Raw genomic sequence first — 16,933 nt, forward strand, 5'->3', positions numbered from 1 at the left:
CGTCGCTTATTTGCTGGCGCCCGGCACCCACACCGTGCCGATCGACAAGGTCGTCAGCTTTTTCTTGCGGCCATACCAGAGGTTGACCACGCCGCGCGAGACGAAGACGGAGGAGAACATCGAGGTCAGGATACCCAGGCAATGCACAACAGCGAAGCCCCGCACCGGGCCGCTGCCGAAGGCCAGCAGCGCCAGGCCGACGATCAGGGTGGTCACGTTCGAATCGAGAATCGTGGCCCAGGCGCGGTCGAAGCCGGCAGCGATTGCCGCTTGCGGCGTATTGCCGGCACGCAGCTCTTCGCGGATACGTTCATTGATCAGCACGTTGGCGTCAATCGCCATGCCCAGCGCCAGCGCGATCGCGGCGATACCGGGCAAAGTCAACGTCACCTGGATCATCGACAGCAAAGCGATCAGCAACAGCAGGTTGGCGGCCAGGGCCAGCACGCTGAAAGCGCCGAACAACATGTAGTAGGCGATCATGAAAATGGCGATGGCGATGAAGCCATACAAGGTCGAGTGGAAGCCCTTGGCGATGTTTTCCGCGCCCAGTTGCGGTCCGATCGTGCGTTCTTCGATCACGGCCATCGGTGCGGACAGGGCGCCCGAGCGCAGCAGCAGCGCCAGTTCATTGGCGTTTTCCGCGCCGCCCATGCCGGTGATCTGGAAGCGCGAACCGAGTTCCTGCTGGATGGTCGCGACCGACAGCACTTCCGGCTTGCCCTTTTCAAACAGCACGATGGCCATGCGCTTGCCTACGCGTTCGCGCGTCGCCTCGCGCATCTTGCGTCCGCCGTCGCCGTTCAGGTCGATCGACACGGCCGCTTGCTGGTTCTGGTCAAAGCTGGCCGTGGCGCTGGAAATGTAGTCGCCCGTCAGGATCACGTCTTTCGCCAGCACGACAGGGACGCCCTTGCCGACAGTGAACAGTTCCGAGTTGAACGGGATGGCGCTCGACAGTTCCGTGCCAGGCACGATGCTTTCATCGACCAGGCGCACTTCCAGGGTCGCCGTGCGGCCGATGATGGCCTTCGCGCGGGCCACGTCCTGCACGCCAGGCAATTGCACCACGATGCGGTCAGGACCTTGCTGCTGGATCAGCGGCTCGGCCACGCCCAGCTCGTTGACGCGCTTGGACAGGGTGGAGATATTCTGTTTCACGCCTTCGTCGATGGTCGCCTTCAGGGCGGCCGGTTTCAGGGTGATGTTCAGTTTCAGGTCGCTGCCTTCGCCCGCATCGGCGAACGCCAGCTCAGTCATCTGGTCGGACAGGACATTTTTTGCCTTCAGGCGCGTATCGGCGTCACGGAAGTTGATCTGCACGCTGTCGCCCACGCGCTCGATGCCGGCGTGGCGGATATTTTTGTCGCGCAACACGCTACGCGCGGCGGACTGGACGCCCTGGACTTTCTTGTTCAGTACTGCTTTCGCATCGACCTGCATCAGGAAGTGCACGCCGCCGCGCAAGTCCAGGCCCAGGTACATGGGCAAGGCATGCAATTTTTGCATCCACATTGGCGTATTGGCTTGCAGATTGACCGTCACGATGTACGCGGGATCGGTGGAATCGGGGTTCAGGTCCTTTTCCAGCACCAGTTTTGCCTTGAACTGGGTATCGGGATCGGCGAAACGCGCACGCACAGAGGCGAGGTTGCCGGCGCCATCCATAGTGACACCTTCCGACTTGACGTTCTCTTTCGTCAATATTTGCTCGACTTGCGTCATCAGCTCGCTCGTCACTTTGACAGTCGACTTGCCGCTGGTTACTTGCAGCGCCGGTGACTCACCGAAATAATTGGGCGCCGTATAGAGTGCGCCCAGCAATAAGGCGACGACGATGATGATGTATTTCCAGGCAGGATAGCGATTCATAATGATTCAGCGTTCAGTGTTGAGCGTCGGAGGCGTCGCGAGGGGCGGCGGGTAGCCGCCCCGGTGAATCATTGCCGAGGCAATGACAGCGAGGAATTACAGCGCCTTTAGGGTGCCTTTAGGCAGCAAAGTGGTAATGGAGCTCTTTTGCACCGTGACTTCGGTGCCGGTCGCCACTTCGATGGTGACGTAAGCGTCCACTACCTTGACAACACGGCCCAACATGCCGCCAGCGGTGACGACTTCGTCACCCTTGGCCAGCGCGTCCATCATCGCCCGTTGTTCTTTGGCGCGTTTTTGCTGTGGACGGATCATCAGGAAATACATGACCACGAACATCAATACCAGCGGCAAGAAGCTGGTCAGGTTGCCGCCGAAGCCCAGGGCGTCGGTTGGGGCTTGCGCATAAGCGTTGGAAATGAAAAACACGGTGACTCCAGTTCTAATCAGTTTGAAAAAATAGCGCTGTATTCTAGCATTGGCTATACGTCATAACCCGAATTGCAGGCATGGCAACTTTAAATGGGGCTAAAAAAGCATTATGCAATGCTTTATCGCCCCAGTCCAAGCACCAATACACAAAACTTCCAACCATGCTGCCGCCAGGGCGCAAGCTAAGCTTTTCTTAAGTTCCGCGTGCCCGTTCCGCGTGGAATTGCAGGGTGAACGCGTGGAAACGATCCTCATCCAGCGCTACACGCATCTGGCGCATCAGATCCAGGTAGTAATGCAGGTTGTGGATGGTGTTCAAGCGCGCGCCGAGGATTTCCTTGGAACGGTGCAAATGGTGCAGGTAGGCGCGCGAGAAGTTGCGGCAGGCGTAGCAGCTGCAGGTCGCGTCGAGCGGCGCCTGGTCTTCCTTGTACTTGGCGTTCTTGATCTTGATGTCGCCGAAACGGGTAAACAGCCAGCCATTGCGGGCGTTACGCGTCGGCATGACGCAATCGAACATATCGATGCCGTTCGACACACCGGCCACCAAGTCTTCCGGCGTGCCCACGCCCATCAGATAATGCGGCTTGTTGGCCGGCAGGCGCGGGCCCACGTGGGCCAGCATGCGCATCATGTCTTCCTTCGGCTCGCCAACGGACAGACCGCCGATGGCGATGCCGGGGAAATCGATCTCTTCCAGCTTGGCCAGCGACTCGTCGCGCAGCATTTCGAACATGCCGCCCTGCACAATGCCGAACAGCGCGTTCGGGTTTTCACCGCGGTGGAACTCGTCCTTCGAGCGCTGCGCCCAGCGCAAGGACATGCGCATGGACTTGGCCGCTTCCTCGAGGGTGGCCGGGCGGCCTTCGATTTCGTACGGCGTGCATTCGTCGAACTGCATGACGATGTCGGAATTCAAGACGCGCTGCACCTGCATCGACACTTCCGGCGAGAGGAACAGTTTATCGCCATTGATCGGCGAATTGAAATGCACGCCCTCTTCCGTGATCTTGCGCATGGCGCCCAGGGAAAACACCTGGAAACCGCCCGAATCGGTCAAGATCGGCTTGTTCCAGCCCATGAAACCGTGCAAGCCGCCGAATTTCTCCATGACGGTGTTGCCAGGACGCAACCACAAATGGAAAGTGTTACCCAGGATGATTTGCGCGTCGATCTCATTCAGTTCCAGCGGCGACATCGCCTTGACGGTACCGTAAGTGCCCACTGGCATGAAGATCGGCGTCTGCACGACGCCATGGTTGAGTTTCAAGGTGCCACGGCGTGCCTTGGTCAGGCCGCTCGTGTCGGTCTTGAGGAGGGTAAATTCCAGCATGGTCAGTCTTTCACGGGAGTATCAAGGTTCAGCGCAACGCGCGATTGCGTGGTCAGCAGCATCGCATCGCCATAGCTGAAGAAACGGTAGTTCTGCGCGATCGCATGCGCGTAGGCGCTGCGGATCGGCGCATAGCCAGCAAAGGCCGACACCAGCATCAGCAGGGTCGACTTCGGCAAATGGAAATTGGTGATCAAACGCGTCACCGTTTTGAAGGCATAGCCGGGCGTGATGAACAGGGCCGTATCGGCGCTGCCCGCCACCAGCTGGCCGCTTTGCGAGGCCGATTCCAGCGCGCGCAAGCTGGTCGTGCCGACGGCTACCACGTCGCGCCCGGCCAGTTGCGCGGCGCGCACGGCGTCGACGGTGTCCTGCGGCATGGTGTACCACTCGGTATGCATCTTGTGTTCGGCCAACACCTCCGTGCGCACGGGCTGGAAGGTGCCCGCGCCCACGTGCAGGGTCACATAGGCAAAGTTGACGCCCTTGGCCTTCAACTGGTCGAGCAAGGCCTGGTCGAAATGCAGGCCGGCCGTCGGCGCGGCGACGGCGCCTGGCACCTTGTTGAAGACAGTCTGGTAGCGCGTCTCGTCAAATTCGTCCGCATCGTGCTCGATGTAGGGCGGCAGCGGCAAACGGCCATGCGCCTCGATCAGCTCGAACACGTCGGCCTCGAAATGCAGGGTAAAGAATTCGCCGGCGCGCTGGCCGACCGTCACGTCGAAGGCGTCGGCCAGGCGGATGCGGCAACCGGGCGGCGGCGACTTCGAGGCGCGCACCTGGGCCAGCACGGTACGCTCGTCGAGCACGCGCTCGACCAGCGCCTCGATCTTGCCGCCGCTCTCCTTGACGCCAAAGAAACGCGCCTTCAGCACGCGCGTATCGTTCATCACCAGCAGGTCGCCCGCCTGCAACAGCCCGACGATGTCGGTGAACTGGCGGTCGACCAGGGCGTCGCCGTCCAGATGCAACAGGCGCGAGGCGCTGCGCTCGGCCAACGGAGTTTGCGCAATGTTTTCTTGCGGCAGATTAAAATCGAAATCGGAAAGCGAATACATGCGTTTTACTTCAAAAGTACGTCAAAAATGATTAGGAGTGCGCAATGGAACATCTGGCACTATACTGTGCGCCTATACAGGCATTACAATAATCCGCCGCAACACTATATGACTGCGGTACGCACAGGGTGTGCCGGACAACCCTCTATTTTACGCTAGCGGCAAAAAAGTCTCCGATATGTCCGAACCCAAGCCCGATCTTCCCCCCATAGCCAAGCCCGCCACCAAGCCGAAAGCCGTCAAAAAAGTGGTCAGCACGGAAAGCCGGCTGGCCAAACTGGGCTTGCGCACGGATATGGACCTGGTGCTGCACCTGCCGATGCGCTACGAGGATGAAACCAAGGTCTACACCATCCGCGACGCCTGCCTGCGCGGCGGCGAGTCGTGGCAAGTGGAAGCGGTCGTCACCAAGTGCGAAGTCAACTTCAAGCCGCGCAAGCAATTGCTGGTGACGATCGCCGACGAAACGGGCAACCTGCTACTGCGTTTCATGAATTTCTACGGCAGCCAGGTCAAGCAGCTGGCCGAAGGCACGCGGGTACGCGCGCGTGCCGAGCTCAAACACGGCTTTTTCGGTGCCGAGATGGTGCACCCGACGTATAAAGTGGTCAACGAGGGGGCGCCGCTGCCGACGGCGCTGACGCCCGTGTACCCTTCCGGCGAAGGCCTGTCGCAGCACGTCTTGCGGCGCGAGATCGCCGACGCCATGCGCCGCATCGACTGGCACGACACCTTGCCCGATCATCTGCTGCGCGAGATGCAGCTCTCGCCATTCCAGGCTGCCGTGCGCCTGCTGCACTACCCGCCGCAGGACATCGATGAAAGCGCGCTGATGGACCGCTCGCACCCGGCCTGGGTGCGTATGAAATTCGATGAACTGCTGGCGCAGCAGCTGTCGCTGAAACGCGCCCAGCGCGCGCGCCGCTCGAAAGGCGCCGCCTCCTTGCCCATCGTCGGTACCCTGTCGCATGCCTTTGGCGCCGCCCTACCCTTCAAGCTGACGGGCGCGCAAGCGCGCGTACTCGAGGAAATCCGCACCGACCTGCGCCAGCCCTATCCGATGCAGCGCTTGCTGCAGGGGGACGTCGGCAGCGGCAAGACGGTGGTGGCGGCGTTGTCCGCCACGCAGGCCATCGACAGCGGCTACCAGGCCGCGCTGATGGCGCCCACGGAGATTCTGGCCGAGCAGCACTTCCGCAAAATCGCCGCCTGGATGGAGCCGCTGGGCGTGAAGGTTGCGTGGCTGACGGGCAGCCTGAAGAAAAAGGAGAAGACGGCGGCGCTGGCCCTGATCGAATCGGGCGAAGCGCAGCTGGTGATCGGCACGCATGCGCTGATCCAGGACAATGTGCTGTTTGCCAAACTGGGCCTGGTGATCGTCGACGAGCAGCACCGCTTCGGCGTTGGCCAGCGCCTGACCCTGCGCAACAAGGGCGACAGCGCGGCCGTGCCGCACCAGCTGATGATGTCGGCCACGCCGATCCCGCGCACCCTGGCGATGACGTATTACGCCGACCTGGAAGTGTCGGTGATCGACGAGCTGCCGCCGGGACGCAGCCCCATCGTCACGCGCGCCATCGACCAGAACCGGCGCGACGAAGTCATCGCCCGCGTATATGCGGCCGCACTGGAAGGGCGACAGGTGTACTGGGTCTGCCCGCTGATCGAGGAATCGGAAGCGCTGCAGCTGCAAACAGCCACCGACACCTACATGATGCTGGCCGAGGCCCTGCCCGCGCTGCAGGTGGGCCTCGTGCATGGCCGCCTGAAGCCGGCGGAAAAGCAGGAAGTGATGGATGCCTTCATTGCCGGACATATCCACGTGCTGGTGGCCACCACCGTGATCGAGGTGGGCGTGGACGTGCCGAATGCGTCGCTGATGGTGATCGAGCACGCCGAGCGCTTCGGCCTGTCGCAGCTGCACCAGTTGCGCGGGCGCGTAGGCCGCGGCACGGCGGCCAGCGCCTGCCTGCTGCTATATCAAGGTCCGCTGGGCGGCGTGGCGCGCCAGCGCCTGATGACCATGCGCGAAACGACCGATGGTTTTGAAATCGCCCGCCGCGACCTGGAAATTCGCGGCCCCGGCGAATTCCTCGGCGCGCGCCAGTCCGGCCAGGCCATGCTGCGCTTCGCCGACCTGGAAACGGATCAATGGCTGGTCGACCAGGCGCGCGACGTGGCGCACGACCTGCTGCACTCCACCTCGGCCGATAGCGCCGCCACAGTGGAAGCGCATCTGGCGCGCTGGCTGGGCGGCAAGGAAGAGTTTTTGAAAGTCTAAGCGCTTTTCAAGGGCGCGAAAATCGCCTGCAAGTCGTCTTGCGTGATCGCCAGCGCTTGCGCCGGACCTTGGGCCAATACGGCATCGGCCAGTTCGGCCTTGCGGCGCTGCATTTCCTGAATTTTTTCTTCCAGCGTGCCTTTGGCGATCAATTTGTAGACGAATACCGGCTTGTCCTGGCCGATGCGCCAGGCACGGTCGGTGGCCTGATTTTCCACCGCCGGATTCCACCACGGATCGTAGTGGATCACGGTATCGGCTGCGGTCAGGTTCAAGCCAACACCGCCAGCCTTCAAGCTGATCAAAAATAGTGGCACGCTGCCTTGCTGGAAGGTGTCGACCTGCGCGCTGCGATCCTTGGTCTCGCCAGTCAGCAAAGCATACGCGATGCCGCGCTCGCGCAACTGCTCTTCGATCAGCGCCAGCATGCTGGTAAATTGCGAGAACACCAGCACTTTGCGCCCTTCGGCCAACAACGCTTCCAGCATCTCCATCAATTCCATCAACTTGGCCGACGGCGCCATGCCTTTCTTGCCGGCGCCGGCCACCAGGCGCGGGTCGCAACAGACCTGGCGCAGCTTGAGCAAAGCTTCCAGGATCACGATCTGGCTGCGCGCCAGTCCCTTGGCGGCGATCGCCGCGCGCACTTTTTCCGCCATCGCCAGGCGTACCGTTTCGTACAGATCACGCTGCGCACCGGCCAGTTCGACTTCGCGCACCATTTCTGTCTTGGCCGGCAATTCCTTGGCCACCGTATCTTTGGTACGGCGCAGCAAAAACGGTTTGATGCGCCGTACCAGGAAAGCGCTGCGCGCGCCATCGCCGAGCTTTTCTATCGGTTTGCGGAACTCTGCGTTGAAGGTTTTTTGATCGCCAAGCAAGCCTGGCATCAGAAAGTGAAACTGCGCCCACAACTCGCCCAGGTGATTTTGCAACGGCGTGCCGGTCAGGCACAAGCGGTGCGTGGCCGGTAGCAGCGCCGCAGTCTGCGCGGCCTTCGAATTGCTGTTCTTGATGTATTGCGACTCGTCCAGGATCAGCAAATGAAAATGCTGGCGACGCAGGGCTTCCTCGTCGCGCGGCAGCAGCGCATACGTGGTCAGCACCAGGTCATATAGCCCCATCTGTTCAAAATGCTGCGCGCGTTGCGGTCCGTGCAGCAGCAGCACCCTCAGAGCGGGCGCGAAGCGCGCCGCTTCGGCCTGCCAATTGCCCATCAGGCTAGTCGGCGCGACCACCAGCGCCGGCGACGTTAGCCGGCCCGCCTCCTTTTCCAGCAAGATGTGGGACAGTGTCTGGATGGTTTTCCCCAGTCCCATATCATCGGCCAGGATGCCGGCGAAATGGTACTCGCGCAAGAACTGCATCCATGTCAGCCCTTCGCTCTGGTAGGGACGCAAACTCGCCTGCAGGCCGGCCGGCGCGGCAACCGGCGCAACGCCGTCGAAACCGCGCAGTCTGGCGCCCAGCTGGCGTAGCCGTTCGCCGCCCGTCCAGCGCAGCTGAGCGCTCGCTTCCAGTTCGGCCAGGCGCGCCGCATCGAGCACCGGCAAGCGCATGCCGGCGCCGATACGCTCCTTGAAATACAGCTCGCCCAAGGTATGCAGGATGGGCTTGATGCGGCTCCACGGCAGGGCCACCCGCATGCCGTCTGGCAGACTGGCGATCAAGTGTTCGGCATCGTCGCGCAGCGCCAGCGCGGCCGGATCGAAGTGATCGGGCGCCTCGCGTATCCATTGCAGCAGCACCGGCAGCAAGGGGACGCGCTGCCCATTGACGACGATGCCCAGTTCCAGCTCGAACCAGGCGTTGCCGCCCTCGCCGTCTTCCTCCACCTCGGCGTACCAATCGTCGACCGATGCCAGATCGTAGCGGTAGCCGGGACCGTATTCGATCAGCCAGCCCTGCTGGCGCAAGGTCGGCAAGCCCTGCGCCACGAAGGCTATCCAGGCGGCTTGCTCCGGCAGCTGTTGCGCGCCCGCCAGCGAACGCAATGGCGCATCCTGCCCTGCGGCATCGGCGAAGCCCAATGCGCGCAGCACGGCGACGGCCTGCGCCTCTGCGGCGCTGTCGCGTTTAATCACCTCGGTGCCGCCGACGCCATGGCGCATGGCCGCCTGCGCCGGATCGGCCGAGACGCGTACGCCATCGTAGTCGAAGGCCAGCAGAGCAAAATCGTGCCATGCCGATTCGGCAGTGCCGTTGTCAAGGCTGGCGAGCAGCAGGAAGGGCGTAGCTTTGATATCGCTGCGCACAGTTTGGCGCGGCGGCGGCGGTGGCGGAATCACCTGCACCAAACCATGCGCCGCCAATTGTGTCGCTACCTGCTCACGGGCCGGACCGGCCACGCGCGGCGCCATCGCCACCAGTGACCTCAAATCGCGCGCCGGGATCATGGCGGCGCCATCAGGAATGCCCAGCTCGCCAATGTCAGCACCATGCACGTACATGGGAGGCTCGGTCGGCAGCATGTACTCCAGCGCCGCGCCATCGGCAAATTCCCAGCGCAGGCGCACGCCACCATCCACTTCATCGGGCACAGACCATCCCAGGCGAGAGGCGCGCGCAGGCGACAGATGCAATGGCCGCAACAGTCCCGTTTTGAGCGCGTCGCGCGTGGCAGCGAAGAACAATTGTCCCGCCTGCGCCAAGTCACGCAACAACTGCGCACCGACAGCGCCATGCGGTTCGGCCGAAACTTTGCCATAGCCCCCAAAGCCGCTCAGCAGTCCAAACCGATAGTTTGCGTAACGGTCGGCCGGTGTCACATAGGCAGGCGGCTTCATCATTAAATCATAGCTGTAAGGCAGCATTGTCGCCGCTGCGATCGTCGCATCGGCGCGCAGGCGCGCACGGCACAAATACAGATCGAGGCGGCCGACATCATTGGGCATCAAGACATAGGCTACGCGATAGATAATCTTATCGGCAACAAGGCCGCTCTTCACTTTGGACGCTTCAGTCAAGGCCTTGGCCACGGTTCCCATCCAGGAAGCGAGCGCATCGGACGCGCCGGCGGGAGTATTTTTGTTCAATTCCAAATAATGCAGCAGCAGCGCCGCCACATGCTTGCAGTTGTAATCCATGGGACAACTGCAATCGCCATCGAATCGCAGGCCGCGCAGGCCTGGCTTGATCCGCACCGTTTGCCGGTAGCGTTGGCCGCCACTTCCGCTGACCTTGCCTTTGATCTCATCCCCATCGGCCGTGAGGGCCAGCACCTTGCCGCGGCGCGCATAGTCGCGGCCGCGATTCAAGGTGCCGGCATCAAAACTGGCGGCGACATCGGCCGCAGAAAAATGGAAAGTCAAATCATTCATCCTTCAATGGGGCTACATGCACATCCAGAAGCGGTTCGCCAGGTCGAGCATGAAGTCGGGCCGCAAATACGCCAGGAAGACGATGGCCAGCAGCGCGGCGCCAGCCAGGCGCCATAGCCATGTGCGCCAGTTGGCCATTACGCGGCCACCGCCACGCGCTTGACGGCGCGCTCGTCGATGGGCAGGTTGATCAGCGCGGCCAGCAAGCCCAGGCCGATGGTGATCATCCACACGACGTGGTAACTACCCTGGTGCTCGTATAGATAGCCACCCAGCCACGCGCCCAGAAAACTGCCCACCTGGTGCGAGAAGAACACCATCCCGGCCAGCATCGACAGGTGCTTCACGCCGAAGATACCGGCGATGATGCCGTTCGTCAGCGGCACGGTCGACAGCCACAGCACGCCCATACCTGCGGCGAACAGGTACACCGACCACGCCGACAAGGGTGCCAGCAGGAACAGTGTGATGACCACCGCGCGCGTCACGTAAATGGCCGACAGCAGATAGCGCTTGGCGATCTTGCCACCGAGTTTGCCCGCGTAATAGGAGCCGACGATGTTGAACAGGCCGATCAGCGCCAGCGCCGTGACGGCGATGTTCGGATTCATCAAACCCTGATCCTTCAGGTAGGCCGGCAAGTGCACGCCGATGAAGACCAGCTGGAAACCGCAGACAAAATACCCTGCCAGCAGCAGCCAGAACGAGCGACTGGCGATGGCTTCGCTGAACGCGGCGCCGATGCTTTGCTGCGGGCCGCTGGCATGCGTCACGGGCGGCTCGCGCAGGTAGAAGGCCATCGGGATCATCGCCAGCAGGACCAGCGCGGCCAGCACATAAAAGGCGTTTTGCCAGCCCACGGCGGAAATCAGTTGCTGTTCGACCGGCATCATCAGGAACTGGCCGAACGAACCCGCCGCCGACGAGATGCCGAAGGCCCACGAGCGCTGCTCGGGCGGCGCGCTGCGCCCGATGATGCCGCTGATGGCGCCAAAGGCCGTGCAGGCCAGCGCCAGGCCGATGAAGATGCCGGAACCGGCGATGAACAGGACGGGTTGCGTCACGAGCGCCATCCACACCAGGCCCGCCATGTAGCTGATGGCGCCCACGATGACGACGCGCATGGTGCCGAAACGGTCGGCCGCCATGCCGGCGAACGGGCCGAAGACGCCCCACATCAGGTTTTGCATGGCCAGCGCCAACGAATAGGTTTCGCGCGTCCAGCCATTGGCTTGCGAAATCGGCTGCATCCAGAAGCCCAGGCCGTGGCGCACGCCCATCGCCAGGGTCAGGACGACGCCACTGGCGATCAGGACGGTTTTCAGGCTGGGGCGCGATGAGTGCAATGTCATGGGGTTCCTGTTCACGCCTGGTCGGCTCTATAAACGAGGCCGATCTGGCCACGCATGGTGTCAAGGTTGTGCATCAGCGCCACGCTGTCGGCGTGCGGCATGACGGGGCTTTCCAGCAGGCCGGCGCGGATGCAGCGCATCGCTTCGATCGCCTCGTGCGCATAGCCATTGCCCAGGTAAGGTGCGGCGACAACGCGGCGTTCGCCATGCATCGCTTCGACGATCAGGTGATCGGGTTTATAAAAACGGTTGGGCAGGCGGATGCGTCCCAGGCTGCCGGAAATGCTCATTTCCGTCGGCGTTTGCGCGCGCAGGCTGCAGGCGCAGGACGAGGTGCCGCCGCCCGCGTGCAGCAAGGAAAACACGACCTGCTCATCGACGCCGGTGGCGCCCATCTCGGCCAGCGCCTGCACCTGCGATACCGGGCCGAGGAAGAAGGCCGCCATCGACAGCGGATAGATGCCCACGTCGAGCAGTGCACCGCCTCCCAGTTCGGGATTGAACATGCGGTGCTCGGGCGGGAAATTGGCGACAAAGCCGATATCGGCTTGCACTTGCTGCAGCACGCCGATCTCGCCGCTGGCGATGATGCGCTGCGCTTCCTGTACGGCGGGCAGGAAACGGCTCCACATGGCTTCCATCAAAAACAGATTTTTTTCGCGTGCCATATCGACCACGGCCTGCGCTTCGCGCGCGTTCATGGTGAACGGTTTTTCGCACACGACATGCTTGCCGGCGGCCAGGCACATCAAGGCATTTTCCGCATGCAGCGTATGCGGCGTGGCGATGTAGATCACGTCCACGTCGGGATCATCGGCCAGCGCCTGGTAGGAACCATGGCAACGTTCGATGCCAAATTCGGCGCCAAAGGCTTGCGCGCCGACGGCGTTGCGCGAAGCAACCGCCACCAGTTGCGCACCGGGCGCGTCGCGCAAGCCATGGGCCATTGCGCGGGCGATCTTGCCGGTGCCGAGGATGCCCCAGCGGATGGTGTTTTCCATGCTATTGATCTCTTTCTGCGCCAGCTACCTTGCGCTTCGGGCGGAACACCGCCGCGTCATTGTAAAAATCGTCGTCCTGGCCTTCGCACCAGCCGGGCAAACCCAGAACGGGCAGCGGCGTAAAGTCCGCCGTGGTGAGGCCTTGCTGCGCCAGGTCTAGCGCCACCCGCTCGTCGAGCCAGGCGCGCCGTGCTGCATCATCGAGCGCAAAGTAAGCGTCGCCGGCGAAGATCACGCGCGTGTGCGCCGTGATGGCCTTGCGCGGCGCCACCAGTTTTTCCATCAGCGCGTGGCCGAACAGCCAGACTTCGGCATCGCCGCCGGCGCCAAACTTGTCGCGCTGCGCGATGAAGGCGCTGCGCCAGTCGTGTCCGCGCAAGGCCGCTTCCAACGCGCGTCCGGCATCGCTGTTGCGCAGCACCAGCAAGGCGGAATTTTCGTCAAAGATCGTGGCGCCGTCGCGTGCCGGCCCACGCGATTTGCCGACGCCGGACAGGGCGATCTGCGCCGCCTGCAGCGCATTCAACTGCCGCTTGATGCGCGGGAAGGTGAGCCACACGAGCGCATTGAAAAAGTCATGCAGATTGTCGCGCGTCGGCACGCCGCCCGTTGCGCCGATGAACTCCTCGTAGGCCACGCCTTCAGGCAGGTCGGCTTGCGGCACGAAGCACACCGGCAAGCCGGACGGATTGCGCAAGTCCAGCGCCCGCGCCTGCCCGTTGAGCGCGGCAATCACCGTGTCGCGCTGCAGGTCCAGCTGCCGTCGCGCCGGCAGCACCGTCGCATACCAGGGGCGGCTCCAGTCTATCGATGGCAGCATGGGGGAATTAGACCATTTTCCAGTTGATCTGCTCACCCGCGTTGAGCGGAATCACGTGGCTGTCACCCAGTGGCAGCGAAGCTGGCAAAGTCCAGCTTTCGCGCTTCAAGGTGATGCTGTCCGTGTTGCGCGGCACGCCATAGAAGGCCGGGCCGTGGAAGCTGGCGAATGCTTCCAGTTTATCCAGCGCGCCGGCCCGTTCGAATGCCTCGGCGTACATTTCCATCGCGTGCAGGGCCGTGTAGCAACCGGCGCAGCCGCAGGCCATTTCCTTGGCGCCTTGCGCGTGCGGCGCCGAGTCGGTGCCGAGGAAGAAACGCTCGTCGCCGCTGGCGGCGGCCGTCATCAGCGCCAAACGGTGCTCTTCGCGCTTGAGGATGGGCAGGCAGTAGTAATGCGGGCGGATGCCGCCCTTGAAAATCTCGTTGCGGTTGTACAGCAGATGATGCGCCGTGATGGTGGCGGCGATCGGGCCTTCCGCTTCAGCCACGTACTGCGCCGCATCCTTGGTGGTGATGTGTTCGAACACGACGGACAGGGCCGGGAAGGCGCTACGCAGCGGGCGCATCACGCGCTCGATAAAGACGGCTTCGCGGTCGAAGATGTCGATCTCCGGGTCCGTCACTTCGCCGTGCACGAGGAAGGGCATGCCCACTTCCTGCATCACGTCAAGCACCTTGTAGCAATTCTTCAAATCCGTCACGCCCAGGTCGGAATTGGTGGTGGCGCCGGCCGGATACAATTTGACGGCCTGCACGATGCCGCTGTCCTGCGCGCGGCGGATTTCGTCGGGCGAGGTGTTGTTCGTCAGGTACAGCACCATCAGCGGATCGAAGTTCATGCCTTCGGGCACGGCGGCCAGGATGCGCTCGCGGTAGGCGGCGGCGTCCGCCGTGGTGGTGACGGGCGGTTTCAGGTTCGGCATGACGATGGCGCGGCCGAACTGGCGCGCGCTGTGCGGCAGCACGCTGGCCATGACGGCGCCATCGCGCAGGTGCAAATGCCAGTCGTCAGGACGGGTGATGGTGATGGAAGTCGGGGTGTGATCGAGTGTGGACATGGCGGCAGCTCTCAGGCGGTCATTGCGGATGGTGCCATTTTACCAGCCGCCGGACCGGCCCGCCGACCCGGACACCCCGTGCACACTCGCTGCCGGACGATAAAACGGCCAGTGTGCACTGGCCGTTTTCAATATCAGGAGTGCACGCGAATCAGGATGCAGCCACCCTGGCCGTCAACTCCTGTTCGCACGGTGAAAATTAATGGATGATCTTGGCGAGGAAATCGCGCGCGCGGTCCGAGCGTGTCGTGTTGAAGAAGTCATCCTTGCTGCAATCCTCGATGATCTTGCCCTGGTCCATGAAGACGATGCGGTTGGCCACGCGCTTGGCAAAGCCCATCTCGTGCGTGACGACCATCATCGTCATGCCTTCCTGCGCCAGGCCCACCATCACGTCCAGCACTTCGTTGATCATTTCCGGGTCGAGCGCCGAAGTGGGCTCGTCGAACAGCATGGCGATCGGGTCCATCGACAGCGCGCGGGCGATCGCCACGCGCTGCTGCTGGCCGCCCGACAGCTGGCCCGGAAATTTATCTTGCTGCGACAGCAGGCCCACGCGGTCCAGGTATTTCAAGCCCTTGGCATTGGCTTCGTCGGCGCTGCGACCGAGCACCTTGATCTGGCCGATGGTCAGGTTTTCGCGGATGGACAGGTGCGGGAACAGCTCGAAATTCTGAAACACCATGCCGATGCGCGCACGCAGTTTCGACAAGTTCGTCTTCGGGTCGTTGACGCTGATGCCGTCGACGATAATCTGCCCCTGCTGTATCGGTTCGAGACCGTTGACGGTCTTGATCAAGGTCGACTTGCCGGAGCCGGACGGGCCGCAAATGACCATCACGTCGCCCTTCGCGACCTTGGTGGTGCAGTCGGTCAGTACCTGGAACTGGCCATACCATTTGCTGACGTTATTGAGTTCGATCATCTTGTTCTTTCTTTTTCGGTTAGCGAATGATGGCGACGCGTTTCTGCAGGCGTTTTACCAGGAACGACAAGGCATAGCACAGCACGAAATACACGACGGCGACAAACACATACATCTCCACCAGGCGGCCGTCGCGCTGCGCGATTTTCGAGGCGGCGCCGACGAAATCGGGGATCGACAACACGTACACGAGCGACACGTCCTGGAACAGCACGATGGTCTGCGTCAGCAGCACGGGGATCATGTTGCGAAAGGCCTGCGGCAGCACGATGCTACCCATGGTCTGCGCGTAGTTCATGCCCAGCGCCTGGCCGGCCCATACCTGGCCGCGAGGAATCGACTGTATGCCACTGCGCATGATCTCGCAATAGTATGCCGCCTCGAACATGATGAAGGTGATCAGCGCGGAAGAAAATGCGCCCACTTTCACGGGCTCGTTCGCGCCGATGACCCAGGCGGCGATGTACGGCACCAGGAAGTAGAACCAGAAGATCACCAGCACCAGCGGGATCGAGCGTATCAGGTTGACGTAGCTCGATGCCACGCCCGAGATGAGGCGGTTGCTGGACAGGCGCATCAGCGCCAGCAAGGTGCCCAGCACGATGCCGCCCACCATGGCCAGCGCCGTCAGTTTCAGGGTGAAGACCATGCCGGTCTGGAACAGGTAAACCCACGAGCGGGAGATGACATCGAAGTCGAAGTTACCGAACATGTCAGTGTCCTCCCGTCTTGGCGCCGGCGACGATGAAGCCCGGTATGGCGACCTTTTTCTCGATCAGGTGCATCAGCACCACCACCAGCAGATTGACGACGACGTAAATAATGGTGGCGGCCGAAAACGCCTCGAACACCTGGAAGGAAAACTCCTGGATGGCGCGCGCGCTGGCCGTCAGTTCGATCAGGCCGATGGTCAATGCCACGGAGCTGTTCTTGATGATATTCAGAAATTCACTGGTCAGCGGCGGCATGATGACGCGCGCGGCCATCGGCAGCAAGATGAAACGGTAGGTTTGCGGCAAGGTCAGGCCCAGCGCGGTGCCGGCCAGTTTCTGCCCGCGCGGCAGCGCCTCGATGCCCGTCGTCACCTGCACGGCCACGCGCGAGGAGGTAAAGAATCCCAGGCATAAAACGGCCGTGACGAATGGCGCGTTCGGCAGTGACTTGACCCAGGCACCCAGGTCCGGCGGCAGCAGTTCCGGCATGACGAAATACCACAGGAACATCTGTACCAGCAGCGGAACATTGCGGAACAATTCAACGTGGGCATTGGCCACGCCCACCAGCCATTTGTTCGGCAGGGTGCGGACGGTGCCGATCACCAGGCCCAGGATCAAGGCCATGATCCAGGCTGCGCCGGCCGTGGCCAGGGTCCAGATCAAGCCAGACCACAGCGTGTCCATATACGTGCCCACGCCATCGGGGGACATCTCCCAGAAAATGCGCCAATTCCAGTTGTAATTCATGATCATCCTTCCCATG

General features: G+C 62.2%; 14 protein-coding genes. 1 reads left to right on the forward strand and 13 read right to left on the reverse strand.

The features are described 5' to 3' along the window. Nucleotides 1–6: 6 nt before the first annotated feature. The 4 genes from secD to queA form a co-directional block, all read right to left on the reverse strand. Nucleotides 7–1,872 carry a protein translocase subunit SecD gene (secD, locus tag ACQ4WP_RS12220; RefSeq protein WP_436520899.1) on the reverse strand — a complete coding sequence of 622 codons (1,866 nt, stop codon included), beginning with the start codon at nucleotides 1,870–1,872 and terminating at the stop codon, nucleotides 7–9. A 96-nt stretch (nucleotides 1,873–1,968) separates the two neighbouring features. Further along, entirely contained in the window at nucleotides 1,969–2,301 is a 333-nt protein-coding gene (gene yajC / locus ACQ4WP_RS12225) for a preprotein translocase subunit YajC (RefSeq protein ID WP_096238151.1), read from the reverse strand. Between the two features lie 196 nt (nucleotides 2,302–2,497). Next, entirely contained in the window at nucleotides 2,498–3,637 is a 1,140-nt protein-coding gene (tgt, locus tag ACQ4WP_RS12230; protein WP_436520901.1) for a tRNA guanosine(34) transglycosylase Tgt, read from the reverse strand. A 2-nt stretch (nucleotides 3,638–3,639) separates the two neighbouring features. Then, nucleotides 3,640–4,695, reverse strand: a complete 1,056-nt coding sequence (queA, locus tag ACQ4WP_RS12235; RefSeq protein WP_436520903.1) for a tRNA preQ1(34) S-adenosylmethionine ribosyltransferase-isomerase QueA — start codon at nucleotides 4,693–4,695, stop codon at nucleotides 3,640–3,642. Between the two features lie 178 nt (nucleotides 4,696–4,873). Here queA and recG point away from each other — a divergent pair, with 178 nt between their 5' ends. After that, nucleotides 4,874–6,976 (forward strand): ATP-dependent DNA helicase RecG, encoded by a 2,103-nt coding sequence (recG, locus tag ACQ4WP_RS12240; protein WP_436520905.1) that lies wholly within the window; start codon nucleotides 4,874–4,876, stop codon nucleotides 6,974–6,976. Here recG and ACQ4WP_RS12245 read toward each other — a convergent pair. The 9 genes from ACQ4WP_RS12245 to ACQ4WP_RS12285 all read right to left on the reverse strand — a co-directional run bounded on the left by ACQ4WP_RS12245 (nucleotide 6,973) and on the right by ACQ4WP_RS12285 (nucleotide 16,917). Continuing rightward, nucleotides 6,973–10,287, reverse strand: a complete 3,315-nt coding sequence (locus ACQ4WP_RS12245; protein WP_436520907.1) for a DEAD/DEAH box helicase — start codon at nucleotides 10,285–10,287, stop codon at nucleotides 6,973–6,975. The genes recG and ACQ4WP_RS12245 overlap by 4 nt on opposite strands. Nucleotides 10,288–10,308: 21 nt before the next feature. After that, nucleotides 10,309–10,434, reverse strand: coding sequence for a hypothetical protein (locus tag ACQ4WP_RS12250; RefSeq protein ID WP_268991989.1), 126 nt, complete (start codon nucleotides 10,432–10,434; stop codon nucleotides 10,309–10,311). Further along, on the reverse strand, nucleotides 10,434–11,648 hold the full coding sequence (locus ACQ4WP_RS12255) for an MFS transporter (protein WP_436520909.1): 1,215 nt from the start codon (nucleotides 11,646–11,648) through the stop codon (nucleotides 10,434–10,436). Before ACQ4WP_RS12255 ends, ACQ4WP_RS12250 begins: the two co-directional genes overlap by 1 nt. An 11-nt stretch (nucleotides 11,649–11,659) precedes the next feature. Next, a complete protein-coding gene (locus ACQ4WP_RS12260) occupies nucleotides 11,660–12,649 on the reverse strand; it encodes a Gfo/Idh/MocA family protein (RefSeq protein ID WP_436520911.1) in 990 nt (329 codons plus the stop codon). Between the two features lies 1 nt (nucleotide 12,650). Continuing rightward, nucleotides 12,651–13,469 carry a DUF3025 domain-containing protein gene (locus ACQ4WP_RS12265; protein ID WP_436520913.1) on the reverse strand — a complete coding sequence of 273 codons (819 nt, stop codon included), beginning with the start codon at nucleotides 13,467–13,469 and terminating at the stop codon, nucleotides 12,651–12,653. 7 nt (nucleotides 13,470–13,476) lie between these two features. Beyond that, on the reverse strand, nucleotides 13,477–14,529 hold the full coding sequence (pyrC, locus tag ACQ4WP_RS12270) for a dihydroorotase (protein ID WP_436520916.1): 1,053 nt from the start codon (nucleotides 14,527–14,529) through the stop codon (nucleotides 13,477–13,479). Between the two features lie 199 nt (nucleotides 14,530–14,728). Then, entirely contained in the window at nucleotides 14,729–15,454 is a 726-nt protein-coding gene (locus ACQ4WP_RS12275; RefSeq protein ID WP_099376217.1) for an amino acid ABC transporter ATP-binding protein, read from the reverse strand. A 19-nt stretch (nucleotides 15,455–15,473) separates the two neighbouring features. Further along, nucleotides 15,474–16,166, reverse strand: coding sequence for an amino acid ABC transporter permease (locus ACQ4WP_RS12280; RefSeq protein WP_436520918.1), 693 nt, complete (start codon nucleotides 16,164–16,166; stop codon nucleotides 15,474–15,476). Nucleotide 16,167: 1 nt separating this feature from the next. Next, complete coding sequence (locus tag ACQ4WP_RS12285; protein ID WP_436520920.1) at nucleotides 16,168–16,917, reverse strand: amino acid ABC transporter permease; 750 nt, start codon at nucleotides 16,915–16,917, stop codon at nucleotides 16,168–16,170. Nucleotides 16,918–16,933 lie beyond the last annotated feature (16 nt).

The sequence above is a fragment of the Janthinobacterium lyxosi genome, assembly GCF_051380665.1.
Classification (GTDB): Bacteria; Pseudomonadota; Gammaproteobacteria; order Burkholderiales; family Burkholderiaceae_D; genus Janthinobacterium.